General features: G+C 69.3%; 21 protein-coding genes and 1 pseudogene. 9 read left to right on the top strand and 13 right to left on the bottom strand.

Annotated elements, in window-relative coordinates; all coding sequences use genetic code 11:
* The first annotated feature begins 55 nt into the window (after window positions 1–55).
* Together ACFYZR_RS32025 and ACFYZR_RS32020 are read left to right on the top strand one after the other, a co-directional pair.
* Window positions 56–1,300 (top strand): MFS transporter, encoded by a 1,245-nt coding sequence (locus ACFYZR_RS32025; RefSeq protein ID WP_391916961.1) that lies wholly within the window; start codon window positions 56–58, stop codon window positions 1,298–1,300.
* 139 nt (window positions 1,301–1,439) lie between these two features.
* The gene (locus tag ACFYZR_RS32020) at window positions 1,440–2,051 is read left to right on the top strand and encodes a cysteine hydrolase (protein ID WP_391916959.1); all 612 of its coding nucleotides are present in this window, start codon (window positions 1,440–1,442) and stop codon (window positions 2,049–2,051) included.
* 81 nt (window positions 2,052–2,132) lie between these two features.
* On the opposite strand, the gene ACFYZR_RS32015 is transcribed toward ACFYZR_RS32020, so the two are convergent.
* Window positions 2,133–2,744: a TetR/AcrR family transcriptional regulator gene (locus ACFYZR_RS32015; RefSeq protein ID WP_391916957.1), complete on the bottom strand. Its 612-nt coding sequence runs from the start codon at window positions 2,742–2,744 to the stop codon at window positions 2,133–2,135.
* Window positions 2,745–2,848: 104 nt separating this feature from the next.
* On the opposite strand from ACFYZR_RS32015, the gene ACFYZR_RS32010 reads away from it, so the two are divergent.
* Together ACFYZR_RS32010 and ACFYZR_RS32005 are read left to right on the top strand one after the other, a co-directional pair.
* Window positions 2,849–3,280 (top strand): nuclear transport factor 2 family protein, encoded by a 432-nt coding sequence (locus ACFYZR_RS32010; RefSeq protein ID WP_391916997.1) that lies wholly within the window; start codon window positions 2,849–2,851, stop codon window positions 3,278–3,280.
* The gene (locus ACFYZR_RS32005) at window positions 3,280–4,218 is read left to right on the top strand and encodes an NAD(P)H-binding protein (RefSeq protein ID WP_391916955.1); all 939 of its coding nucleotides are present in this window, start codon (window positions 3,280–3,282) and stop codon (window positions 4,216–4,218) included. Before ACFYZR_RS32010 ends, ACFYZR_RS32005 begins: the two co-directional genes overlap by 1 nt.
* Before the next feature lie 127 nt (window positions 4,219–4,345).
* Here the strand turns inward: ACFYZR_RS32005 and ACFYZR_RS32000 are convergent, their stop codons facing one another.
* The 6 genes from ACFYZR_RS32000 to ACFYZR_RS31975 all read right to left on the bottom strand — a co-directional run bounded on the left by ACFYZR_RS32000 (window position 4,346) and on the right by ACFYZR_RS31975 (window position 10,373).
* Window positions 4,346–5,212 (bottom strand): TauD/TfdA dioxygenase family protein, encoded by an 867-nt coding sequence (locus ACFYZR_RS32000; RefSeq protein ID WP_391916953.1) that lies wholly within the window; start codon window positions 5,210–5,212, stop codon window positions 4,346–4,348.
* A 31-nt stretch (window positions 5,213–5,243) separates the two neighbouring features.
* On the bottom strand, window positions 5,244–6,269 hold the full coding sequence (locus tag ACFYZR_RS31995) for a threonine/serine dehydratase (RefSeq protein ID WP_391916950.1): 1,026 nt from the start codon (window positions 6,267–6,269) through the stop codon (window positions 5,244–5,246).
* Window positions 6,263–7,063 (bottom strand): GNAT family N-acetyltransferase, encoded by an 801-nt coding sequence (locus ACFYZR_RS31990; RefSeq protein ID WP_391916947.1) that lies wholly within the window; start codon window positions 7,061–7,063, stop codon window positions 6,263–6,265. The genes ACFYZR_RS31995 and ACFYZR_RS31990 overlap by 7 nt, the downstream gene beginning before the upstream one ends.
* Window positions 7,064–8,021: 958 nt before the next feature.
* Window positions 8,022–8,489, bottom strand: a complete 468-nt coding sequence (locus ACFYZR_RS31985; protein ID WP_391916945.1) for a MarR family transcriptional regulator — start codon at window positions 8,487–8,489, stop codon at window positions 8,022–8,024.
* Between the two features lie 449 nt (window positions 8,490–8,938).
* On the bottom strand, window positions 8,939–9,409 hold the full coding sequence (locus tag ACFYZR_RS31980) for a DIP1984 family protein (RefSeq protein WP_391916943.1): 471 nt from the start codon (window positions 9,407–9,409) through the stop codon (window positions 8,939–8,941).
* Between the two features lie 325 nt (window positions 9,410–9,734).
* On the bottom strand, window positions 9,735–10,373 hold the full coding sequence (locus ACFYZR_RS31975; protein ID WP_391916940.1) for an HAD family hydrolase: 639 nt from the start codon (window positions 10,371–10,373) through the stop codon (window positions 9,735–9,737).
* A gap of 492 nt (window positions 10,374–10,865) precedes the next feature.
* On the opposite strand from ACFYZR_RS31975, the gene ACFYZR_RS31970 reads away from it, so the two are divergent.
* On the top strand, window positions 10,866–11,405 hold the full coding sequence (locus ACFYZR_RS31970; protein ID WP_391916938.1) for an HD domain-containing protein: 540 nt from the start codon (window positions 10,866–10,868) through the stop codon (window positions 11,403–11,405).
* Window positions 11,406–11,760: 355 nt separating this feature from the next.
* Here ACFYZR_RS31970 and ACFYZR_RS31965 read toward each other — a convergent pair whose 3' ends face one another.
* The 3 genes from ACFYZR_RS31965 to ACFYZR_RS31955 all read right to left on the bottom strand — a co-directional run bounded on the left by ACFYZR_RS31965 (window position 11,761) and on the right by ACFYZR_RS31955 (window position 15,315).
* A complete protein-coding gene (locus ACFYZR_RS31965; RefSeq protein WP_391916935.1) occupies window positions 11,761–12,210 on the bottom strand; it encodes a hypothetical protein in 450 nt (149 codons plus the stop codon).
* A 45-nt stretch (window positions 12,211–12,255) separates the two neighbouring features.
* Window positions 12,256–13,224, bottom strand: coding sequence for a phosphotransferase family protein (locus ACFYZR_RS31960; protein ID WP_391916933.1), 969 nt, complete (start codon window positions 13,222–13,224; stop codon window positions 12,256–12,258).
* Between the two features lie 90 nt (window positions 13,225–13,314).
* Entirely contained in the window at window positions 13,315–15,315 is a 2,001-nt protein-coding gene (locus ACFYZR_RS31955; protein WP_391916931.1) for a PE-PGRS family protein, read from the bottom strand.
* A 516-nt stretch (window positions 15,316–15,831) separates the two neighbouring features.
* On the opposite strand from ACFYZR_RS31955, the gene ACFYZR_RS31950 reads away from it, so the two are divergent.
* Complete coding sequence (locus ACFYZR_RS31950; protein WP_391916929.1) at window positions 15,832–16,947, top strand: serine/threonine protein kinase; 1,116 nt, start codon at window positions 15,832–15,834, stop codon at window positions 16,945–16,947.
* A gap of 420 nt (window positions 16,948–17,367) precedes the next feature.
* Here ACFYZR_RS31950 and ACFYZR_RS31945 read toward each other — a convergent pair whose 3' ends face one another.
* Complete coding sequence (locus tag ACFYZR_RS31945) at window positions 17,368–18,024, bottom strand: rhomboid-like protein (protein ID WP_391916927.1); 657 nt, start codon at window positions 18,022–18,024, stop codon at window positions 17,368–17,370.
* Between the two features lie 690 nt (window positions 18,025–18,714).
* Here ACFYZR_RS31945 and ACFYZR_RS31940 point away from each other — a divergent pair.
* On the top strand, window positions 18,715–19,218 hold the full coding sequence (locus tag ACFYZR_RS31940) for a hypothetical protein (RefSeq protein WP_391916924.1): 504 nt from the start codon (window positions 18,715–18,717) through the stop codon (window positions 19,216–19,218).
* A gap of 440 nt (window positions 19,219–19,658) precedes the next feature.
* Here the strand turns inward: ACFYZR_RS31940 and ACFYZR_RS31935 are convergent, their stop codons facing one another.
* Window positions 19,659–20,699 (bottom strand): vWA domain-containing protein, encoded by a 1,041-nt coding sequence (locus ACFYZR_RS31935; RefSeq protein ID WP_391916922.1) that lies wholly within the window; start codon window positions 20,697–20,699, stop codon window positions 19,659–19,661.
* 973 nt (window positions 20,700–21,672) lie between these two features.
* Between ACFYZR_RS31935 and ACFYZR_RS31930 the strand changes: the two genes are divergently transcribed.
* Window positions 21,673–21,819: a hypothetical protein gene (locus ACFYZR_RS31930; protein WP_391916920.1), complete on the top strand. Its 147-nt coding sequence runs from the start codon at window positions 21,673–21,675 to the stop codon at window positions 21,817–21,819.
* Between the two features lie 1,122 nt (window positions 21,820–22,941).
* Here ACFYZR_RS31930 and ACFYZR_RS31925 read toward each other — a convergent pair.
* Window positions 22,942–23,364: a hypothetical protein gene (locus ACFYZR_RS31925; RefSeq protein WP_391916918.1), complete on the bottom strand. Its 423-nt coding sequence runs from the start codon at window positions 23,362–23,364 to the stop codon at window positions 22,942–22,944.
* A gap of 475 nt (window positions 23,365–23,839) precedes the next feature.
* Here ACFYZR_RS31925 and ACFYZR_RS31920 point away from each other — a divergent pair.
* Window positions 23,840–24,587, top strand: a pseudogene (locus tag ACFYZR_RS31920) (hypothetical protein); the annotation flags it as partial.

Raw genomic sequence — 24,587 nt, 5'->3', positions numbered from 1 at the left:
GTTTGTTCGATCGGGACATCGATTCGATCGGGACATCGAGGGGAGCGCGCCGAGCATGGTGGGCAGGAGACGGCTGGGCCGGCAGTTCGGCTGGCTGTGGGCGGCGTACGCGGTGAGCGCGTACGGGTCCGGGCTGGGGTTCGGGGCGTTGCCGCTGATCGCCGTACTGGTGCTGCACGCCGGTCCCACGGAGGTGTCCGCGCTGTCCGCGGTGGGGCCCGCGGTGGGTGCGCTGATCGCGGTGCCACTCGCGCCGTGGGTGGAGTTCCGGCGCAAGCGCCCGGTCATGATCGCGACGGACCTCACCCGGTTCGCGGCCATGGCGACGATCCCGGTCGCCTACGCCTTCGGCCGGCTCGGCTTCGTCCAGCTGCTCGTGGTCTCGATCGTGGTCGCCGCGGCCAAGATCGCGTTCGGCGCGGCCGGCGGCGCCTACCTCAAGGCCCTCGTCCGGCCGGAGGACCTGCTCGTGGCCAATGCGCGGTTCGAGTCCACGAACTGGAGCTCCATCGCGGTCGGGCCACCGCTGGGCGGGGCGGCGATCGGGCTGTTCGGGCCGGTCACCACCGTGGTGGCCGACGCGCTCAGCTATCTGCTCTCCGCGCTGGGCATCACCGCGATCGGCGGCCGGGAAGAAGCACCGCGACCGACCGGCAAGAACCCGGTCCGGACGGGCACGGTGCTCGACGGCTGGAGACACATCATGAGCGAGCCCGGTTTGCGGAGGCTCTACCTCAACAACATGCTTGTCTCCGGTCTGATCATGGCCACCGAGCCGCTGCTGGCCGTGCTCCTCCTCCGCCGGCTGGGGTTCCCTCCCTGGCAGTACGGCCTCGCCTTCGCCGCCCCCTGCCTCGGCGGACTCATCGGTTCCCGGCTGGCCCAGCGGGTCGTGGCCCGTTACGGCCGGGACCGGGTCTTCCGGACCGTCGGCACCTTGCGCGCCGTCTGGCTGATCGGCCTGGCCTTCGTCCGTCCCGGCGTCGTCGGCCTCGTCACCGTGATGGCCGTCGAGCTGGCGATCATCATCAACATGAGCCTGTACACCCCGGTGCTCGCCACCTACCGGCTCGAACGCACCCCCAAGCACCTCGTCGCCCGCACCCTGTCGGCCTGGTCGGTCGGCCAGCAGGCGTCCATCGCCGTCTTCACCGCGCTCGGCGGACTGCTCGCCGACGTCACCAGCCCACGCACCGCTCTCACAGCCGCGGGGCTGCTCATCCTGGCCACCCCGCTCCTGCTTCCCCGACGCGACCAGACGACGCGGCACGAGCCGGACCTGCCCCGTGGCCACGTATGACGCACCGCAACTCATGGCCGAGGCCCGAGGCCCGAGGCCCGAAGCCTGAAACCCGAAGCCTGCAACCCGCACGCCACAGTCGAACCACCGGCGCACGACGGCGTCGGCCAGGCACATCACCAGCAAGGAGGACGCTCGCGTGAGCACCGCACCCGCACTCGACCCCGCGCACACCGCTCTTCTCGTCACGGACTGCCAGCCCGCGATCCTGGCAGCGCTGCCCGAAGGCGGGGACCGCGAAGCCCTGCTCGCTCGCGTGGAAGAGGCCATCGCCGACGTTCGCGCCCAGGGTGGCACCATCGCCTACGTACGCGCCGGCTTCACCGAGGCCGACTGGGACGCGACCCCGGCCGTCAACAAGTCCTTCGCCCCACTGGCCCAACACCGTGTCATGCACCACGAGGACCCTGCCACCGCCATCCACGAGCGCCTGGCTCCCCAGGGCGGCGACGTCGTCGTGCGCAAGACCCGCTACGGCGGCATGTCCGCCACCGACCTCGACCAGCAACTGCGCGAGCGCGGCATCACCACTCTGGTCGTCTCCGGCATCAGTACCGGCGGCGCCGTCCTGTCCACCGTCGTCGACGCGGCCGACCGCGACTACCAGCTCTACGTCCTGTCCGACGGCGTCGCCGACCCGGACATCGAAGTCCACAACCTCCTGCTCCACCGGGTTCTCCCGTCACGGGCCCACATCATCGACACCGCCGAGCTGCACACCCTGCTCCGGGCAGACCGGGCCAGTGGTTGATCCAGGCCCGCAGGGGGCAGGTCCGGGCGTGCCGATCGAGGCCACCGCCTCCGGGCCGTCGCCGTACTCGGCTGAGACCGGTCAGTCCTGGCCGGCGGAGGAGGCCGGGTGAGACGCCACGACCCTCCCCGCGTAGCTCGCCAGCTGAGCCCGTAGCCGCTCGCGCGGTACGCCTTCCTGGCCGGTCAGGCGCTCGACGAGGTCGGCCCGGGTGGCGGCGAGCAGGGCGTGGGCGGTGAAGTCGGGGTCGGTCAGGCCCGGGACCTGTTCCAGCACGGACCGGAGCAGGTCGTGCCAGCGTGCGTAGTGCTCCGCCTGGTACAGGCTGCTGCTTCCGCTCTCCTCCAGGGCCAGCGCCAGGCGGCGGTTGTCGAGTTTGAAGCACAGGACGGCGTCGAGGAGGGCGGGTACGCGCTCCTGCGGCGGGGTGGTGGGCCCGAGGGGTGACGGGCCGGATTCCACAGCCTCCCGGACCGGTTCGAGCCGGGCCTCGTAGAGCGCGCGCAGCAGGCCGGCGCGGTCGCCGAAGGCGCGGAAGAGGGTGCCCTTGCCGACGCCGGCCGCCGCCGCGATGTCGGCCATCGTGAGGTCTTCGGGGCTCTCGGAGCGGGCGAAGAGGGCGTCGGCGGCTTCCAGGACGGCCTGCCGGTTACGGGCGGCGTCCTTGCGGGTCCTGCGCTCGGGATCGGGCACGCGGTTCCTCCAATTGAAAAACGGACCCCAGGTCCGTATCGTCGAACCGGACCCAAGGTCCGCATTCTTTGAGACGGAGGATACCCATGTCCCTACCCGTACCGATGCCCGTACCGATCTCTCCGGCGGAGCTGTACCGCCACGGCCTGCGGCTCCTGCTCGCCAAGGACATCCCCGGCTGGCTCGGCCTGTGGGCCGAGGACGGAGTGATGGAGTTCCCGTTCGCACCCCCGGGCCGGCCGTCGCGGCTGGAGGGGCGGGAGGCGATCGCCGACTACATGCGCCCCTACCCCGACCACATCGACCTGCACGACTTCCCCGAGGCCGACCTGCGGATCCACCAGACCCTCGACCCGCGGACCGTCGTGGCCGAGATGCGCGGAGTCGGCCGGCTGGTGCGGACCGGCCAACCCTTCGATATGACGTACATCGCGGTCGTCACCGTCGAGGACGGACGTTTCACCTCCTACCGCGACTACTGGAACCCCCTCGCCGTCCCCGAACCGGGCGTCGACTTCGCCGGGAGCAGCCGCTGATGACCACTGCCCGCGCCTCTTCCGCCGTCGGCACTTCTTCACCCACCGACACTTCTTCACCCACCGACACTTCTTCACCCACCGACACTTCTCCCGCCACCGGCACCACGCTGGTCATCGGTGCCACCGGAACCACCGGCAGCCGCGTCGCCGTGCAACTGACGGCGGCCGGTCACATGGTCAAGGCGGCCGGCCGCAAGGCCGCACCGGTGGCCGGGGCCGAGCCGGTCCGCTTCGACTGGTACGACCCCGGCACCCATGCCACCGCCCTCGACGGCGTCGATCGCGTCTACGTGGTCCCACCCGTGGGCGATCCCGACCCCGCGGCCGTCGTCCTGCCCTTCCTGCGCCGAGCCCGCGCCGTCGGCGTGCGACGCGCGGTGCTCCTGAGCGCCTCCTCCATCCCGGAGGGCGGCCCGGCCGTGGGGCTGGTGCACCAGGCGCTGCCGGGCATCTTCGACGAGTGGGCGGTGCTGCGGCCGTCCTGGTTCATGCAGAACTTCACCGGCAGCCACATGCATGCCCAGAGCATCCGGACCGACGGCATCATCCTGACCGCCACCGGGACCGGCCGGATCGGGTTCGTCGACGCCGAGGACATCGCCGCCGTGGCCGTCCATGCCCTGACCGACGTACGCGCCCCCAACACCGACCTCGTTCTCACCGGACCAGAGGTCCTCGGCTACGACGACATCGCCACGGTCGTCACAGAGGTCACCGGCCGGCCCGTGATCCACCATCCGCTGTCCTACGAGGAACTGCGCGACCGGCTCACTGCGCTGATGCCCGAAGAGTTCGCCGCGATGCTGGCCGGCATGGACCAGGCCATCGCCGAAGGGGCGGAGAACCGCGTCACCGACTCCGTCCAGCGCGTCACCGGGCGCCCCGCGCGCGGCTTCCGCGCCGTCCTGAAGCGGGAGCTGCGCCACGGGAACTGACACCCGGGCAGGCCAAGCGAGCGGACGGCGTTGCGAGGCAGGAGGCCGGCCCGGGTTGCCGGCCCGGGCCATGCCGCACCACTGCTCGTGGCTGGAGTGCGACATGGCGGGTGGTGGGCAGATAGGGTCAGAGCTTCAGAAAGGGCTTCTCTCCCGCGATGTTGATGCGGTGCATCAGGCGCTCGTGCGGGAAGTAGTCCGCGACCGCGAGGTGCTGGGTGCAGCGGTTGTCCCAGATCACCAGGTCGCCCTGGGTCCAACGGTGCCGGTAGATCAGCTCGTTGGTCTCGATGTGGCGGCGGAGGAAGTCCAGCAGCGCCCGGCTCTCGGATTCGGTCACGCCGTTGATCCGCGTCACGTACGGGTTGGAGATGTACAGCGCCCGGCGCCCCGTCTCGGGGTGCGTACGGATCAGCGGGTGCTCCACGGGGTCCTGGCCCGCGAACTGCTGGTCCGGGTCGATGCCCTTCTTGCGCAGCGACTTCTGAAGGTTGCCATAGTCCGGGCCGAACGCCTTGCGTACGTCGTGCGTCGCGGTCAGCTGGAGCAGCAGCTCCTGCATGGGCGCCGACAGCGTCTCGTACGCCAGGTACATGTTGCCGTAGAGGGTGTCCCCGCCGACCTTGGGCGTGACCTTGGCGTAGAGGGCGGTGCCGAGCGGGGGCTCGGGCCAGCCGCTGTTGTCGGTGTGCCAGTCGTTCAGCCCCGGCGGCTTCTGCTCGTTGTTGTGGAGGACCATCACCTCGGGGTGGCCCTCGATGGTCATCGGCAGCAAGTGGCTGTGCGTCAGCAGCGGCCCGAAGCGCGCGGTGAACGTCTTCTGCTGCTCGACCGAGATGTCCTGTCCCGGAAAGACCAGCACGTTGTACTGGTGGAAGGCGTCCTGGACCGTCTTCCACGCCTCGTCCGAAACCTCCTGCGACAAATCGAGACCCGTGACCCGGGCCCCGATGGCGGGGCTTACCGGTTCGATGACGGGCAGGGTTTCGCTCATAGTGACATTGCTCCTCTAATAAGGCTCAAAGCTAAGAAATGGGTGTGGTGAGCGGCTGACCGATGGTGGTCAGGGTGTGCAGCAGGACGTCGGGATCGATGACGCCGCCGCTGACGACGGCTACGGGGTTGCGCCAGCCGTATGAGGAGGAGTGCTTCAGCGCGGCTGCGTACGCCGCGGCTCCTGCGCCTTCACAGACGATCTTGTCGGCGAACGCCAGCGACGACAGAGCCTCCGCGATCTCCTGCGGAGTCACCGTGAAAACCCCGGCCAACTTGTCCTTCAGCCGCTCGAACTGAGCTGGAATCACGAAACTCGCGCCGATGCCGTCCACGAACGAACGCTCGTACGTCACATCCGTGGGGCGGCCCGCGCGCAGCGACGCGGACAGTGGGGCTCCGGTGCTGATCTCCACGGCGTAGACGGGGACCTTCAAATAGGTCGCCAGGCTGTAGGCGAGGTTCCCACCGCCGTACGGCACCAGCACCGCGTCCACGTCCGGCAGATCGTCCTGGATCTCCATCCCGATCGTGGCGATGCCCAGCGAGACGTACGGATCACTCTCCGAGGAAAGGAAGAAACCCGGCAGATCGGGGAAGGAGGAGGAAACCATGGTGCGGCGCCAGATCGGGTACGGTACCCGAACGATCCGCGTCCTGGGGTTGTGCGCCAGGATCTGCGACCGCTTCGCCTCCGGAATCGAATCCGGCACCACCACCGTGTACGCCAGATCCAGCTCCGACGTCACGTGCGCCAGGCCCTGCGCGAAATTGCCCGAGCTGCCCGTCACGACGCCGTCGCGGACGATACGGTCCCATGTCTCCGGACGGAACCGCCGGTACGCGTGCAGCGCGCTGAGCGCACCTCGGGCCTTGAACGAATTGGTGACCTGAAGGTTCTCGCACTTCAGGTGAATGTCCACCGGGCTCGGTGCCTTCGCCCGCAGCAACGGCGTACGGCGAATGTGCGGGTCGATGAGTTCGCGCACGCGCCGTACCGAGACGGGAGAAATCACCTCGGATAACTCGGGCAACTCGGTTAACGGGGGTTTCAGCATGTGGCTTTCGCTATCGGGTAGGAAAATTCCTCGGTCAGACCGAGCTTCCGGGCCAGCGCGATGCTCGGCCTCTTGTCCGTGTGACACGTCATGACGGAGCGCAGGCCCTGTCCGCTGCCCCAGCGGCTGACCGCGGCGAGTACCACGAACGCCAGGCCCTTGCGGCGGTGGTCGGGATGGGTGTGAATACCGATCTCGATCAGCCCGCCGCCGATGACACCGTGTGCGTCCGCCGCCACCCGGCCGTCCTTGACCAGGGCGAAGCCGACCGCATGTTCGGTGTACTGGGCGCCATCCGTACCGAAAATACTCCGCGCCATCGGGGAATCGAGGCCGGAAAAGGTATCCGTGTCAATCCGCGCCAGCGCGTAGCCGTCGGGAACGGCCGGCGAAGGAGCGACGAATCCGAAATCGGTGTGGGTGAAGTGGAGCCGCCGCCCCGCGCTGAAGCCGGCCTGCTTGGCCCAGACATCGGCGCCATGGTCCGGCGGGTGGACGAGCTGTACGTCACCGTGCCCGGCGAGCAGCGCCTTGGCCTCGGCGAAGAAGGCGGGGCTCATGGCCCCGGCGGCAAGACAGAACGGCGCGGTGGTGGCGACCAGACAGGCCACAGGAGCGCCATTCTGAAAATGTGCCCAGGCCCTGCCCGGGATGGCTCCGTCGATGACCGCGTGGACGAAGGCCAGGTTGGGGTAGTCGGTGTCGAACAGAGAGACAAGACGTGGTAGGTCGGCTGCGGCCACCTCGACCAACTGCGCCCGGTCCGTAGTGGGGACTGGAGGGGCAGCGCTCATTGGTTCTCCATCGGGGGGCTCTCCATAGGGTTCGGAAACGGGGCGGGCGGGCCGTACGCACGCGGATTCGCTCCTAGGGGCCTGCAAGATTCTAGAGTTGAGCTGTAATCGGCGAGTAACTGCGCCGTTCGCGGCCCCCGCCGACACGCGGTGGATGTCCGAGTTCACCGAGGCCACGGTCACCGTCGCGGTCGTCCACGTTGGCCCTGGGCTTGACGCGCGCCGTCGAGTCGGCCGGGGAGCTGCCGGCCGCCCCCGGGGCGGACGGCAAGCCGATCCACGAGTGGCTGGAGATGCGCCCGTTCCTGGACGATCCGGGCGTTGCCGTGGGGTGGCATGACAGAAATCCTCGTAATCGGCGCGAGCGGCAAGACCGGCAGCCTTGTTGTCCCGCGCCTCAAGGCGTCGGGGCACAGCGTCCGTTCCGCGTCCCGTTCCGGCACCGTCCCCTTCGAGTGGACCCGCCACTCCACCTGGAAGCCGGCCCTGTCGGGAGCGGAAGCGGTATACCTGGTGCGCACCGAAACGCTCGGGCTGCCTGACCTGGCCGCGTTCGTGGACGAGGCCAGGAAGGCCCGAGCGCGTCGCAGCGTCCAGCTGTCCGTGCGCGGCCTCGACGCCGACGACAGGGTGGCCACGACGGAGACGGGGGACGTCCTCGGCCGCGCACCCCGCACCTTCGAGGACTACGTGAAAACGGCAGCGGCGATGAGTCTGGAACTGAAAGGACCGCTCGCCTGCGCCGTTGCCGCTCTCTCCGCAGCGAGCACCGCACCAGCAGAGCCCAGGCGGCCACCCCGGCGTGACTCGTCCGCGAAGGCCGAGGTGTCGAAGCCGGAATTCGGCAGGTGGCCCCGAAGTGCCGCAGAGAGCCGTCCGGGCCGCGGACCAGGGCCGTACAGCCTGACCTGCCACGAACTGACCAGGGGCCGGATACCTCGCCCGTCCCTTTTGCCTGTCAGCCGACAGTCCCGCCCGCGTTGCGGATCAGCCGCTGGAGCACTTTCACCGTGGTGACGTAGTCCGCGTCGTCGATGCCCTGGTGGAGGGCGGCGCGGATCGCGGGGGCGTTGCGCGCGAGGTCGACGCGGGCCTGTTCCCCCTCCTCGGTGAGCCACAGCCGGTCCTCGGGGTCCCGGGTCAGCCAGCCGCGCTCCAGGAGCGCCTCCGCCTCCGCCGCGAGATCGTCCTCGGGCCGGATGTAGGAGGCCATGGCATCCCGCAGCTCGGGCAGCGTCATCCCCTCGCCGTCGGGTGAGATGTCGTTCTCCGACAGATTGCGCAGCAGCCAGAACTGGGGCTGGGTATAGCCCTTCGCGGCCTGCCGGGCCCGGGTGTACGCGATGAGCGCCTCGTAGGCGACACCGGTCCAGTACGCGGCGGGCTGTCCGGCAAGTTCGACGTCGGAGAGCTGCTGGGCCGTCATAGGGTGTCGCCTCCCGGTGCTTCGGTCGTGAGCCTGCACGCCGGGCAGGCCATGCGGAGACCGTAGGACCTCAAGTGCGGTTGAGGGCAAGTGCGTGATCTTCCGGACATCAGCGGCGTAAAACGGCGTAACCCAGAAATCCCTGCTGCGACGCTCGGTGACGGAGCATGTTGCTGCGGCCGGTCGCTCTTGGCCAGAGCAACCGACAGATGACCAGGGAGATGTGGAAAGCCCCGAACCCGCCCTCGCCGATTCCGGGTCTGCACGTGGTGATGTGCTGTGCGTTGTGCACCATTACCTGTACGCGATGCTGAGCTGCACTGTCGGTGGGGAGTCGAACCCCGGCGTTGCTCATCACGCACCACAAGTGGGCCGGAAAACCGCCGACCCTCGGTTGTGCACGCCCCCGGAACGGCTACCTGCTCCACATCTCCGGCCTCGCGGATACTTCAGTCCAGCAGGTCGACTTCCCAGTTCGTGCGCTGGATGCGCATGTCGATCTCGCGGATCTCCCGCGCGAGCACATCAGCCTGACCACGCAGTTCCGCGACCGGAAGCGCGGAGAGCACCATCAGCTCGGACCGCAGTTGCCGGCCATATCCACGGTCGCCCGTACCGGCTGCCGCGTCCGCCGCCGCAACGATCAGCGAGTGGCGCAGTCGCAGGACATCACGGCGCGCGAGTGCGTCGGTGAGAGTGCCGTCCGGCCCCATCGTCACTGTGGCGTTGGTCCGGTTGATCCGCCGGATCAGGTCTTGCAGAGTGCTCAGCACCTCGTCGGCCTCGGCCAGAAGCTGGGCTGCGTTCTCGGCGGGCGTCTCGCCTTCCTGGTACCGCGCGTTACTGATGACGCGCGCCCGCAGCTGCTCCACACGGCGCGTCGCCTCCGCACGTTCTGCCAGTGCCTCAGCAAGCTTCACTGTCTGCGCCTCCCGCCTTTCATGAACTCGCGCAAGCATACATGCGTAAATCGGCTCATATTCAACGGGGTTTTGGTCCGCAGGGCCGTCGGTCGGCCGCAGAACGAGCGGTGTCCTGGCTCAGAAGACGATGTGGATGCCGACTGGACGGCGGCGCGCTCCCTTCGCAGCAGTGGTTTGGAGCGCCCGCGAACGTAGCAGCGACGCCTGTAGTGATGGGAAGCTCGGCCGGAATACGGATGGGCGCGAGGCGTCCACGTGGACCTGGAGAGCGTTCACGGCTGGTGGGGGAGTGACAGTCGATCGGCCGGCCACCTGGCCCCAGTCATCCGAGCAGGGCACCCCTTGGAGACACGGGACCGGCGCCGAGGTGGGCCGTGACGCGCGTGATTGCCCGAGCGTTGTCCTCAAACAGATGCGCTTGCATGCCCGCCACCCTGGCAGCCTCAACGTTGATTGCGACATCATCGATAAAGAGACAGCTATCCGGGCACACCCCCAAGCCGGCGAAAGCAGCTTCGAAGGCGCGCAGGTCTGGTTTCTCGACGCCGATCTCGTGTGAGTAGACGACCTGCTCCACCAGTTCGTCGAAGTGGTAAAGCACCGCTTCCCGCTCCCGCGCACCGACGAAGCTGTTGCTCAGAATGCCCAGCCTGCATCTTCCTCGCAGCCCTCGCACATAAGCGATGAGCTCCTCGTTCGGCGCCCCCAGATACTCCGCCCACAGATCGGCCATGAAGGCCTCGACCTGGGGTGTGTCGAGACCCAAGCGAGCTGCCACCTGCTTGTGCACCTCTGCCTCGCTGACGCTCCCGACGCTGCCGGCCCGCCATACGTCGCGCATTCGCTCATTCACAGCGCCTGGCGGCAGCTCCAGCCGCTCTTCCCACTGCTGCGTCCACCCCGTCTCCGGCGTGATCTCCAGAATGCCGCCGATATCGAGAATGACGCAAGGCATAGTCATACGGACCCCCTCTTCGACCTGGTCCGACCAGCGAGCACCCGGTGCCGCTCCTGCGCCCGATGGGAGACCCCGATGGGAGACACTGTCACCCTTCACTCCCAGGCAAGGTCAAGTGATCCCGGAGTCCTGTGACCGCCCTGTCACGACCCGATGCCCCGGCTGACGGAGGCCAAGTCGGCTGCCTCAGCGCCCGTGGCGCTCTGTGCGGCCTCGGCTGGACGTTGACGCCAGGACAAGCCACAAACGCTGTTGCACGAAGCGATCCAAGCTGCCGAGCGGTCCGGCCGTTGCCCTCGGCTTTCGCCGTGGGCCTTGGACGGGTCGCCCCTTCGGCCGGGCGGCACGAGCGGCTGTGCCATAGTCCTGGTCGGCATCCCACCCATTCCACCCTGGCGTACGGCAGGGTGTTCACCAACGCGTCAAGCCGTCCGCAGCACGTGGTCGCGGCCTGCGCTCGATCTGGGGGCTGACCCGATGAAGGAGAAACGACGTATGAAGTCCGTTAGCGAGGTCGCCGTCCTTGCCGGCCGCGCGCACGCCGGGCAGGTCGACAAGGTCGGCGTGCCCTACATCGAGCACGTCCACGCGGTGGCCGCCGGCCTCGCCCCCTTCGGCGACGAGCTCGTCATGGCAGGCCTGCTCCACGACATCCTGGAAGACACCGACTGGACCGCCGAGCAGCTGCTGGAAACCGGTGTCCCTGCCCGGGTCGTGGAGATCGTCCAGGCAGTGACAAACCAGGCGGGCATGCCGTATGAAGAGAAGGTCCGCCGGATCACCGCCGACCCGCAGGCCACTCTCGTGAAGATCGCCGACAACGCGCACAACTCCCACCCGGACCGTGCCGCACAACTGCCGGCGGACAAGCGGGAACGCCTCGCCACGAAGTACCACGCCGCGCGCGCCGCCCTGTGGCCGGCGGCCGACCGGCGGGACATCGAGACGATCGTGCGCATCGTCAACCCGGCACTGCTTGTGGAGCTGGAGGAATGCCCCGGCACGCCCTCGGTCGGCGTGGGAGAGCCAGAATGACCTGTCGTTCCGGCAAGGGGCGGTGATCACCCGCGTCGACCCGGTAGCCCACAGGGCACAAGGGGACAGGGCCGGCCAGGCGGAGCAGGGCCGGGCGCGTGCGGGGCGCAGCGCGACGGCCTCGCAGACGGTTCCGGCGGCGGCCCAGGAACCGTCGTGCCTCCGGTGCGTATCGGTCGGCTGGTGCACGGCGGCCCGGTGCCGGGCCGGGGCAGGAGGGCGCGAGGGCAGGAGCACGGCGACCGGGACGCCTGGGACAGCGCCTGGGACAGCGTCCCCCTCGCTTGTCCGGAGTGAGGAGTGAGGAGTGAGGGGGACGTCGTGGAGATCCAGGGAATCGGTTCCCCTGGAGCCCTTACTTCACCTTGTACTCGCACATCTTGTCGGACTTGCCATCTTGGTTGTCCGCCACCTTCTTGCCGTCGACGGTGATGACGCAGGGCGCCGCATGCAGCATGCCGTCGGAGCCGGTGACGGAGCCGGGGACGACAGACACCCCGAGGCCGACCTTCTTCTCGGCGTCCGTCGTCAAGGTGATGGTCGAGGTCTTCTTCCAGGGCAGCTGGACCTGTTCCATCTTGTTGGTGTCGAGGTTGTAGTAGACCGACGTGGTGCCGGTGCCGAGGACTTCGAGGGTGACCTCGTGCTTGACCTCGCCGCCTCCGTCGCCTGCCTTGGCCTTCGGCTGTGCGGACGTAGCGGGTTTGTCGGCGGGCGCGGTCGCCGCCGGGCTGTCGTCGCTGCCGCATCCCGTCAGCAGGGCCGTGGTCAGGACCAGAGCCGCACCCGTGATGATCTTGCGCAAGTTTTCCCCCTGTGGATCGGTGAATGATCCTAACCCTGGTCACGGTCACCGAGCGCGCGGCATCCGGCCCGGCGGCATCGCGAGCGCCCTCTGGCCCGTGCCGAACCAGGCCTCGGCCAAGGCGGGCAGCGTCCCTTCGACGGGCACGGGCAGTTCCCGCAGATACCGGGGGAGATTGCTGTACACGTGCAGCAAGGTGTAGGCGAGCAGTTCGTCCGGGGCGAACGCGCGGCCGTACGCCGTGGCGAGCCGGGCCAGTAGCGCGGGTTCGCCCGGGGTGACGAACAGGCCGACGGCGACGAAGTCGTAGGCCCGGTCACCGATCATGGCCGGTTCGAAGTCGAAGAGGCCGGTCAGTCGCCAGCCGTCCGGATCGACGAGGACGTGCTGGCGCATGACCTCGGTGTGCAGCAGGGAACGGTGCGGGGCCCGTGGCAGCGGGACCGAGTCCAGGAACTCCGGGATCTGCTCCAGCCAGGCCGCCGGCAGCCCGTGTGCGCGCTGCTGTTCCACGGCGCGTTCGCGCCGGCGGTCCAGGAAGGTGCCCCAGTCCCCGGGGCCGAGCACGTCCTCCAAGGGGCCGGGATCGAGGGAGTGGAGCACGGCGAGCGCCTCGCCGATCCCGGCGACGAGCCGTTCGCGATCGGCTGGCGGTATGCGGTCCCAGCAGTGGGCCAGGCTCGCGCCGGGCAGCCGGGACATCAGGACGTACCGCCAGCCGTTCTCGTACGGGCCGCAGGCGCGCACCCGCGGCGTCGCGACGGGCAACCGCCCTTCCACGTGCGACAGCACCCGCCCTTCGGCGACGCCGCCCCGGGCGGCGGCTCCGGGGAACAGCTTGAGGACGTGCTCGTCACCCACCGCGTAGACCGGCTGCGTCCCTTCCGGGAACCGGACGAGCGGCACGCCGGCCAGACCGAGGCGCCCGCAGAGATCCTCCACCGCGGGCCGCATCGCCGACTCGTCCGGCACGACCGCATCCCACTGTTCGTCTGTCTCGACCGGCGGCAGCATGGCCAGGACCGTACGATATGCAGCCGCGCGCACTCAACAGCGTTTCGCGGCCCGACCACGCGAATGTGGCGACCACGCGAATGCGGTGCTTCACCCAGCGAGGCACCGCACCATTTGCCGCATGACCCTGGCCGGCAGCGACGGATTGGCCGCCGCGGTCTCGGCGGCCTCGCCGTCGCGCAGAAGCCGGCACAGGACGCGCGCGGGCAGGCGGGGGTGCAGCGTCGCCGCCCGGCGTACGGGCTCGCACGGGTCGTCGAGGAGCCACACCGCCGAAGCCGCGGTCAGGCGCGGATCCTCCGTCGCCCGCAGCCGCACCTCCTCGTTCCCGTCACGGCTGAACCGCTCCACGAGCTCAGCGCTCGACGCGGGGTCGTCGAGCGCCAGCCGGCGCATGCGCGGATCCGGGTCGTCGGCATACCGGAGGAGCCCGTGACGGGGGAAGTTGGAGTGGCTGTGGGGCCGGTCGGGATGGCTGAGGCTGCCGGTCCACCAGCGCCACACGCGCAGCAGCATGTCGGCGGGGGCGTCGTCGCAGGATTCGGCGAGGAAGAGCTGGACGACGCGGTCCTCGTCCCGGGCGAGCAGCGTCACGACGTCCTCGGGGAGCCGCTCGGCGCGGGCCACGCTTCTGCGCACGAGCGGGTGGGAGGAGGCCGCCAGGCGCCGCATGGCCTCGGGATCGTGGTGAAGCGCCACCACCCAGTCGAGGGCGTGGAACCGGGCACGTGGGTCGAATTCGATGCGGATGTCCGCCCGCTGCGCTTCGGTGAGGTCGGGCCGTAGGGACACGCGGTACCGGACGTCGTCGTCGGGATCGCGGGCGAGCAGGGCGGTGAGGTCCGGGTCCAGATGCGGGTTGCCCGCGAGCATACGGCGCTCGTCCGCGTGGCCCCGGCGGGCCAGAGTCTCGGCAAGGTACCGGTCGAGGCGGCAGCGCCGCAGCGCCTCGGCACCGAGGCCTGGGAGCTCTTCGCTTTCGAAGGCGTTTCGGGACAGCGGGTGTTCTTCATGGTGCCTCAGCAGGGCTGCGGTGCGGACCTCGGGGTCCGTGTCGTTCAGCAGCCTCTGCCGGGCGGGGGCGTTGAGGTACGGCCAGGCCGGCCGGCAGGCCGATGCCCGTACGGCGGGCTCGGGGTCTGTGGCCAGGGCCGCCCGCAGGTGGGTGGGCAGGCCCCTGAGGCGGGCGGCTTCCGCGCGGGTCCGCGCGGCGGGGTCCGCGGCGAGCCGCTCGTAGGCGGGGCCGGTGAGCTCTTCACGGCGGTCCACCGCGAGTGTCGCGAGGATCCAGCGCTGCCTGGGGTCCTGTTCGGCGAGGATGAGGCGCGCCCACTGCTCGGGTGTGACGGTGGGCCGGGCCTCCGCGAACAGGCCGCGCACCCGCCACTGCGGGTGCGCGAGCCCGGCGTCCACGACCGCCGGCGGCAGTTCCCGGCGCCAGGGCAGGTGGTGCGAGTGGCCGAGCAGGCCCAGCAGAACGTCCTCGGCGGCCGCCGGGTTGCGGGAAAGCCCCAGCGCCCACAGCTCCGCAAGGCGCTTCACGGGGCCGGGGCCGCGGAAGAGCGACGCCCAGGCCGCGTCCCGTTCCTGCGGAGTCTCCCGGGCCGCGGCCTCCGCGGCTGCCAGGCGCCGCCGGCCGAGCCCGTCCACGGCGACGAGCCAGACCTCGTACTCCTCGGTCGTCACCCCCAGCAGGGTGTCCCCGTCGGCCGAGAGCGTGACGAACTCCGGCTGCCCGGGACGTTCGCCCAGCACTCCGGCCAGGTCCCACCGCGCGGCGAGCCGCACGCGGGCCCAGCCGCGGGCGGCGGGCCCTCGCCGACTCCCCGCGACGTCGACCAGGAACGCGCCGTCGGCGCCGATGACGCCCCGCTCGGTCGCGAGCCGATGCCACTGGGCGTTGAGCTCCGCGATCAGGCTGGGGCTGTCCCGCCGGACGGCGACGGTGGGGCGAGCGTCCGCCGCGATGACGGTCCGCCAGGCGGCCGAGGGCCTCGGGACGGCATCGACGGGCTTCGCCTCCTCTGCTGCTTCCAGCCCGGCGCGGGCGAGCAACTGTGCGAAGTCGGTATTGTCTGTTCCCCCTGGCATGGGAGGCCATTCTGCTCCGAGGCCCGTGCAAGGCCCGCATCCGCGCACGGAATCTCGTACGGACCGTGCGCCGCTGGGGGACAAGATCTCGCGCATGTCCGGGATATCCACAGCCTCCAAGCTGCCGCCGACCGCCGACCGCCGACCGCCGATCCGGCAGCCCCCGATCCGGCAGCCTCGACCCGGATGACGCCGTGGTCGGACTGCACAAGGCGCAGCAGGACCACCTGTCGGAGACCACGCTCGCCGCCCTGCGCTGGGCCCGCGCCAACGACCCGGACTTCGTGGTGCGCCGCCATCACACCGGTTTTCCTGGGCGCGCGCGCCGTCTTCCATCGCCATCGCGCCCTCCGCGGCCTTCGCTGCCCAGCGCTCGTGCGCCGGACACTCCCTCGTCACCTCATGCGCCCCGGGCGCGCCCTCTCGTGCTGCGGCCGGGGAGTCGCCAGACTGGCCCCTCGCCCTTTCCCGCTTTCGGAGGGCGGGCCGTACACGACCTACCCCAGGGGAGGACCGGTGAAGGTTGGTTCCTGGAACGAGTGGGATCCGCTGAGGCACGTCGTCGTCGGCCGGGCGGACGGCACCATGGTGCAGGCGCCCGAGCCGGCGGTCGTCCGGGACTGGCCCGAACACGGGTTTCCGCGTGGAACGCATGGGCCGTTGCCCGAGGAGATGACGGCGGCCGCCAACGAGCAGCTGGACAACTTCGCGCGCGTCCTCGAAGAGCGCGGCATCCGGGTCGACCGGCCCCGGCCGCTGGACTTCGGTCAGCCGGTCGGCACTCCTGAGTGGTCGCAGCAGAGCATGTTCGGTGCCATGCCGGTGCGTGACGTCCTGGTGGTGATCGGGAACGAGCTGCTCGAGGCGACCATGTCGTTCCGCAGCCGCTGGTTCGAGTTCCTGGCCCACCGGCCGCTGATCGAGAGCTACTTCCTCGCCGACCCGGACATGAGGTGGGAGGCGGCCCCCAAGCCGCGGCTGACCGAGGCCTCGTACCGGCCGGGCTTCTGGGAGGTGTACGACGCCTTGCCGTTCGAGGAGCAGATCGCCCGGGCCAGGGCCGGGGAGCTGTTGCTGACCGAGACCGAGCCGCTCTTCGACGCTGCTGACATCGCCCGCTGCGGCAAGGACCTATTCGTCCAGCAATCCCTTGCCACCAACGCGGCCGGGATCCGCTGGCTCCGGCAGCATCTGCCGGAGCACCGCGTGCACGGGGTGACGTTCGGGAACGCGCACCCCATGCACATCGACGCCACCTGGGTGCCGCTCCGCCCCGGCCTCGTCCTGCACTGCGGGGAACGCCCAGCCGAGGAGGAGCTGCTGTACCACCTCAAGATCAACGACTGGCAGGTCGTTGAGGCCGCCGCCCCTGGGCGGCAGACCCCGCCGCCACTGTCCGCGTGCAGCCGTTGGCTGTCGATGAACGTGCTGGTGCTGGACCCCGCGACGGTTTGTGTGGAAGCGAGCGAGACCGCGCAGATGGAGCAGCTCGACCGGCTGGGCTTCGAGGTCGTCCCGGTGCCGTTCTGGGACGTGGCTCCCTTCGGCGGCGGACTGCACTGCGCCACGCTCGACGTCCACCGCGAAGGCGTGCTGGAGGACTACTTCCCCAAGCGATCCGGCAGGTTCTGAGGCTTCTGCGGTCGGGGATCAGTGCCCCCCGTGATGGACGTCCTCGGCGACGCGGGTGGTGTCGCTCAATACGGCGAGGTCGGGTGTGCCGCAGCTGTTGCCGTGCCCGGTCGCGTTTCATGCGGCAACGTTGGACAGCAGCCCGCTGTCCACCCGTCGGCGAAGACTCTGCCCTCCGATAGGGCGAGGGCGCCGAGCTGGTGGACAGCGGAAAGAACGGCACCTCGAGGTTCGCGTCGCGATCTTCGAGGGTGACGATGGCCCACTGGTTGCCCTGCTTGGTCTTCTTGTTGATCTTCTTGCGACGACGCCGGGGATGAGCCCGGCGAGCTTGATGTCATGCCCCCTACGGCCGGACGCCACGAGCCCGGCGATGGAGACGCTCCCGGTCGACGGGCGAGGATGTGCCCCTATGTGCCCCTACGGTGTCGTACCCGTCGAGACGGCCCGGCCCTGGCCTGCCGCTTTCCGGTCCCGTAGCCAGCGGCTGCGCGAGGCCACGATCCCCAGTCCGAGGGCCACCAGATGGCCGGCGTCGGCCAGCTCGTGGTCGATCACCCAGGCGAGGGTGAGGAGGGTGGTGAGTGCCGAGAGGCCGTAGAGGCGGGTGCGGTGGCCGGAGAGGGCCAGCAGGCAGGCGGTGGTGGCGACCAGTCCGTAGCTGATCCCCACGTCACGGGCCCGGGTGAGGGCTCCCGGTACATGGGCGAGCCGCATCAGCCACATCACGCCCTCCGTCAGCAGGGTCGCCACGACATGGCCGAAGAGGAACGTACCCATGCCGCGCAGCGTGCCCCAGCGCCACTCGGCTATGCCGAGCGCCGCGGTCACTGCCGCGATGCCGAGTGGCACTGGCACACCGTCCACGACGAGCCCACTGGTGAGGAGGGTCCACCACTTGCCGACCTCGAGGTGGTGGACGTTGCTGCTGTTGTGCCGGATGAAGCGGGCCTGCTCCCGCAGCGGCTGGCTTGCCAGCCAGGCCGCCGTCGCCAGGAGCAGCGTCACATACGTCGTCGTCGCCGGGAGCCGCCGGACCAGGGCCACGGACCGGTCCACAGTCCGCTGAGCCGCCATCTTCACCTTGTACGTCGCCATCTGCTCGTATGCCGTCGCCCGCCCCTGGGGCGGGTGCGCTCCAAGACGTTCGTCCTGGAGGGTGACGACCCTAACCCGGGTGGCTGTCATGCCGGGATAAACGAGCTCAGGATGGACTCTATCCCCGACGCTGTCGGCGCGCGGCTGCTGCTCCTTCTGGAGGAGACCAACGCCACGATGCGGTAGCCGACGCGCTACTGGGAGAGGACCCGCGTCAGCGGCGACCCGAAGACCCTCCTCGCGGTCGACGCGCTCATGGAGATCCTCTGCATGGGCCGAAGAGCACGAAGCACGCCGACCGCGCCAAGGTCGTCATCGGTGGCACTGCCCGCGAGACGCAGACCTTGTCTGCCTATCCGTCGTGTAGTTGGTAAACGGAGGCGAACGGGCCCGGACGGGCGTCGAGCCTGGCCCGCACCGACGCCTGGTGCACCAGCACCCCGCTATCCCGCACCGTGCCTCCGGCTTGCCGGTATCCGACCAGCCTGTGAGTGAATGCGCCAACGATGTCGAGTGCTACTGGGGCCTAAGCCTGTGGCAGTGGTCTTGGCGGAGAATCGCCGACCGCCTGCGGGGCGGCAGGGGATGTCCCTTGACAGCCGGGCAGGCTGCCACGACGGTTGTCGCGCCCCAAAGGCCCGTGCTCCTTCGGAATCCGCAGGAGGAAGAATGATGAAACGTTCATGGTGTGCTGCCGCCCTGGCCCTGGTGCTCGTGTCCTCCGCAGGGGTGGCGACGGCGTCCGCGTCCGCGTCCGTGGCCACGGCCCCGGACGCGGCGTCGCACAGCTCGACGGCGAAGCCGCAGAGAGACAGACCTGATCTGAACGGCCTGCGCATCAAAGCCGTCAACAGCCCGGCCATCTACCTGGTCCTCGACGGCAAGCGTCACTGGATACCCAACCCGGCCACCTACAACAACCTGTTCCGTGACTGGAATGGCGTCGTATCGGTCCTCGACGTCGGAGACATCACGGCGGGCAGCGCACTCAGCGACGGCGCGTTCCTCGGCAAGGCATCGGGCTGGCCCGAGGTCTACCTGTTCAGCAACGGCGTCAAACGCTGGATCACCAGCCCGGCGGCGATGGACAAGTACTACTTCGCCTGGAACAGGATCCAGAACCTGCCCGCCGAGGCGGTGAACTCGGTCCCGAACGGCGCAGACATCTCTTGACACACCGCGCTCCGCACACGGGGCCCACTGCGACCCGCGGCGGGCCCTTTTGCCTGCCCGGAACCGGATGCCCTGTGGCTCGTCATCTCCTGGAATGACCTGGCGGTCGTGTAGGGATCCCCCCGCCGCGATGCCGCGGCCATGACGACCCCAGCACCGTTTTCCCACGTCAAAACCCGCACGGGAGCCCTGCTGTTTTTGCGGCACCGACGTGGCCCTGGCCCACAGCGCCCCCTTCAGCTCTGTCCGCTGTCTGGTCGGTATCCATGTCCGACGCCACCGATAGTGCGGTACGTACGCCCGCTGTCACTGCGGCGCGTACCGTACGGAACGCGCCGCCGCATCCGTAAACCCTGCCGTGTCTGGTTGGTGGGCGCTGCACAGGCGGGGGTGCGGGATCGGCGAGGGCCGCCGGGACCCGGGAGGGGATTTGCGGGGCGTCAGTTCATGAGGAGCAGGCGTGTGTTGGTGACGAGTTTGCGGTTGACGCTGGTGCTCTGTACGAAGATGGTGAAGTCGTCGTTGTGGTCCGGCTTGACGCGGGCCTCTGCGTCCGGGAGGCCGAGCAGGGCCCGGGCCTCGGGCCCGGTGTACACCTGGTCCGTCTTCTTCTCCAGTACCGCGATCTGCTTCCGTGCCTGGATCTTTTCCGGCTTGCTCAGCTGGTAGAAGGCGCCGCCGGTGCGGTAGGTGTGCCCGCTTTCGGTGACCCAGTCCCGGATCGCCACGTCGCGAGTCACTGCGATCAGCTGGTATTTCGACGGATCCACGGGGGTGAGGCCGGCCGCCGTGATGGTGTCCTTGTTGACGGCTTCCGCGCCTGTGGAGAACACTGCCCGCGATCCCCGGATGCCCTGGGTGCGGCCCACCATGAATTTCTCGGTGGCCTGCTGGATGACCTGCCCGGCTTCCTCCAGGCCCTGTGTGCTCGTGGCGTCCCAGATGGCGATGTTGTCCTTCGGGAAACCGAACCGCATGGCCTCGCGCTTGCCCATCTGGTCCGGCACGAGGACGGCCAGCGTCCAGTGGTCCTCCTGCGTCCCGATCATCTCGGCCACGGCCTCGACCAGTTCACGCGGATCCCCGGCAGGGGCGTCCGGGCAGCGGTGACTGGCGTTCTCCTGCCCGTCGGTGAGGACGAATGTCAGGAAGCTGTGGTCGCCGTACAACTGAGCTGTCTGCGCCAGCTCCCGCTGTGACTTCAGTGCGGCCGCCAGCAGAGCCGTCATCCCACCGGCCCGGTACAGCTGCTTCAGCGACGGCATCCGCAGCACGTCTTTGTCGTAAATGACGCACTCGACCTTGTCGGCGAAGACGTACACCGTGACACGGGTTTCCTGGTCCAGCTCCCGCGACCGGCGGGCGAGATACGCGATCTGCTGGTCGGCGACGTCGACGACCTTGCGGCTCAGGTGCGACATGGACGAACTGGCATCCAGCACAAGGGCAACGTGATTGATGTAGTTCTGGTTTCCGGACATGACAAGTCCCCCTCTTTCCGGCTTCCGGCTTGATGCTCCTACCGTCTCACCCACCACTGACAATCGACCCTGGATCCCGGCCTGGATGAAGAGCCCTCCTGGCCGAGGAGAGAACCTGGACGCGGCACGAGCCCCCGGCGTGGCGTCCGTCCGGGCGGCTGCCGTGCGCGGGTACGGTCACAGCCCCGAGCCTTGGGCACGCACGGGTGCGCCCGGCAGGTTCACCGGTCGGCCGGTCGGCCGTGACCCGTACCTGATGCGTGCCCGGCTCCCGTAGTGCGTCCGGCTGCTCCTGGCGGGGGTTTGTCCTCTCTCGAGTCTCGAGAGGGTGTCCGATACTCCGTACATCCGGTCTGAGGATCATTGGCGTTCTCCTGGCCCTCGGTCGTGACTGCCTCGCTGTGGCCTCGAGGCGCGGGTTGGTGGGATCCCTCTGGCAGCCCCTTGCACGAGGGTTGCGAGGCCGTGCTGGAATGCCTGCCGGGCCTTGCCCGGACGGCGTGGCCGCCGGAACGGGGCCGGTGTTTCCAGCGGTTGCGCGCCCGGGTGTGTGAGCCCGCTGTTGCATTTTCGGGCGGCAACTGTGCGCGGGTGCTGGGCTTCTTCTGCTGCTTCAGCCATCGTCCGATGTCATCACCGTCGACGAGCACGCCAGGGCGCTATTGGCAGCATGACGCTGGCTTCGGCGCAGGCAAGGATGCGGTGGTGCCGCTGCCATTCCAGTGGCCATGGGCAGGGCACGCCAGCCCCGTGAAGGCCCGAACGGGCGGCTCTGGGTCTTCGAGCTGCGGCGAGTCCGAGAAGGGCGGGGTAGTTGCGGGGGTAGCACTGGGCGATGCTCCTGCGGCCGTACGCCCTCGTACCCCGCCCGGAGCCGGTAGGAAGCGCTCGCGGACCACGTCGCCCACGTCACCCACGTCAACACCCGACTCAGCCCCAGGGGTGGGGCGGACGGCGCTCCTGCTGGTCGCTTGTGCAGCTGCCCGAGGTGACCCATCTGACGGGTGCGTCATCTCTCGCCCACCGGGCCACCGGGCTCTTGGTCGGATTCGGCGACGCAGCCACGCTGATGGTCGGTGCCCAGCGCTTCATCGCCCTCCAGCCGAATGTGATCAGCTGATTGCAGGGCCTTCCGGCCGTCACCCCAACGCGTCCCCTGCGTTCTCCAGGTGCCCGGCTCCCGGAGGCCCCGATGCGCACTGCCACCGTCCGATGGGCGGCTCCACTGCTCGCCCCTGCTCAGATCCTGGTGAGCGCCGCCCCCGCGTCGTCCGACAGCAAGCCCTGGCGTGGCCTTAGGGGCTGGTTCGCCTGGAGCTGGACTCCTGGCTTCGCCAAGACGAGCTTCTCCTACTCGAAGCGTTGCACAGTGGCACACAAGACCCAGATCTATCGGAATTCCGCCACCGAGATCCCGGAGAGGATCGGTGAAGGGATGCACGAAGAGATCGACGTGGAGCATGCTCAACCACGAGGTGCGCTCCGTGGAAGACTTCGGCCCAGCGTGACAGCAGCGGCCGCCGTAGTCAGTGGCGCCCTATAGTCTCCGTCTCGAGTCATGGGGAGGCGCAGCCGCCTCCGATGGAAACCCGCCGAGCGGCAGGCGGCAGGTGGCCGTCGGCCTGGGACCGCACGACGTCATGGCGCTCGTGAGCACGCCAGGGCCGAGTTCGGCCGCTCCTTCGATCCCCGCGTCTCTCAGGGACACCCGCCACGCCGCTCGCAGGCCTGCTGATGGAAGACGATGGACACGGCCCCGTCCGATCAGCAATCCACGCTCGAGCCCGCCACGACATGCTCACCGCCAGGGCCCCAACGCGGCCCAAGCGGATCCTGTACGGCCTCATTGATGACGTGATGGCCGAACTGGCACGGGCTGCTGCGGGAGTACCGCGAAGACCCACGGGCTCGCGGGAACGTGGCCAACGACGCCTACCAGGACCGCAAGCTCGCCGAGGTGGGGTGTGGACGGTACTCCGGTTCTGGGAATCGGACCTGATCCGCGACCTGTCCGCGTACACCGACCGGCTACGCGAGGCCCTCGCCGAGGGCATTGGAAGGGACCAGCCACCGGGGGAACTACGGCGACCCGGGCCCGGCACATGAGTTTCAGCGGCCGAGTTCACCGCAATCGGGTGCCCTCTTCGACGCCCAGCAGGCGAGTGCCCTGAGCCTGCGCAAAGCATTCCTCCACGACGGCTGTGGCTCTCCGGGCGGAGTACGGGCCGGGGCGGCACGCCCGTCAGACGTTGAATGCTTTCAGCTGGACCCGCGCCGAGTTGCCGTGCTGGTAGCGGACCTCCAACTGCACGATCGCGGCCTTGCCGGAGGGCTTGCTGTCCTCGTGGCTGTTGCTGAAGCAGGTGTCCCACTCACATCCGGCGACGGAGCAGGTGTTGCCCGAGCATTCGGTCACGTGATGCCTGACCCGGGGGAAGGCCTCCTGGATCGTGGCCACGAGGTCTTCGCGCGGCATCGTGAATTCCGCCGAGTACACGCGGTCGAGCCATCCGCCTTCGTCGACGCACTTCTTGCCGGTGGCCTGCTGGGGCATGCGGGCTCCGGCGAAGTCCATGACTTCGGAGCACGACGTCGCATGAGGCGCGAGCAGAGCATCCACCAACACATAGCGGACGAGACCCGCAGCAGCCGCGACGACGACCATGGTTCCCACGAGGGGAACCAGCCACCCCCAGCGTCTCCTGGAACGGGAGACAGGCCGGTCACCGGGCGCTGGCGGGTGACCGGGCCCGGAGGAAGAAGCGAGGTCCGGTGAAGTCATGGGATTCCATCTCTTGAGGTGATTGATCTGCTTCCTCCGGACGCGCCGCTCCCCGGCGACGGTTCCGGAACGTGATCAACACGGCACGCGCGGGTCGGCCGGGCAGCCCTGGAGAGCCGCCGCTGACCGGGGGATCCGCCCGCGGCGGCCCGGCGTGTCGGAGCGAGTGCGGTGCCGGGCAAGGGGCACCTATCGGTGCCGGTCCTCACGGAGACCGTGCCCAGACGCTTCCCCCGGCTCCAGGAGCGCAAGCCGGGGCAGAAGCGGGCACTGCCTGCGTCGGCACGATCCCATCAGATGCCTTGTGGATCCTCCCGCGCGCTGGAGTCGGGACAGTTCGCAGGGCCAAGGAGCCCTCATGGCCAAGACCGCCCTGACCCGCGACGCCAAACTGCTCGCCCACTACACCGGCCGCCCTGACCAGAAAGCCCTCGGTATCGCGGGAGACACCCGCCGACGCGAGCCGCTGATCCCCCGCTCCTCGCCCTGGCAGGAGTTGCTGGAGCGGTGGCTGCTGCGTCGGCTCGCCTGGCCGTCGAACGACCCGATCCGTCCCTGGGGCATCGAGTACGTGCAACCGCAGCGTGACCGGCTCATCGTTCACGAGGAGGAAGCCCGCGAAGCCGGCTGGGTCTCGTGCCACCGGCTGTCGCCGACCTCCTGGACCGAAGAGGAACGCGTGTACGTCGAGAGCACGGGAGCCCTGCTGAGGGCCCGCTCGGAATGGACCGCGAGCACGGCGTGGCTGGCCAGCGGACTCCTGCGCCGGGTGGGATTGTGGCGCGCCGTCGGCGTGCAGCTGTCCACCACTTCTTGGACGAACCCTGCAGGCACCGGCGAGCAACGGATCGTCGACCACATCCACGAGCCGCGGGAAGCGCCCGGAGACCACGATCGCTTCGTCCGTCTGCTGACCGCCCCGCAGTGGGGGATGCCCCTGCGGCTCGATGACCGCTGGTGCACCTGCCACCAGCACCACACGGAACAGTGCACGCTCACGATGACCGGCACCGGCACCGGCACCGGCACCGGCACCGGCACCGGCACCGGCACCGGCACCGGCACCGGCACCGGCACCGGCACCGGCACCGGCACCGGCACCGGCG

This window comes from Streptomyces sp. NPDC001678, from assembly GCF_042892945.1.
GTDB lineage: Bacteria > Actinomycetota > Actinomycetes > Streptomycetales > Streptomycetaceae > Streptomyces.
The sequence above is the reverse complement of the archived record's forward strand: the minus strand, read 5'-3'. Positions and strand labels throughout refer to the sequence as shown.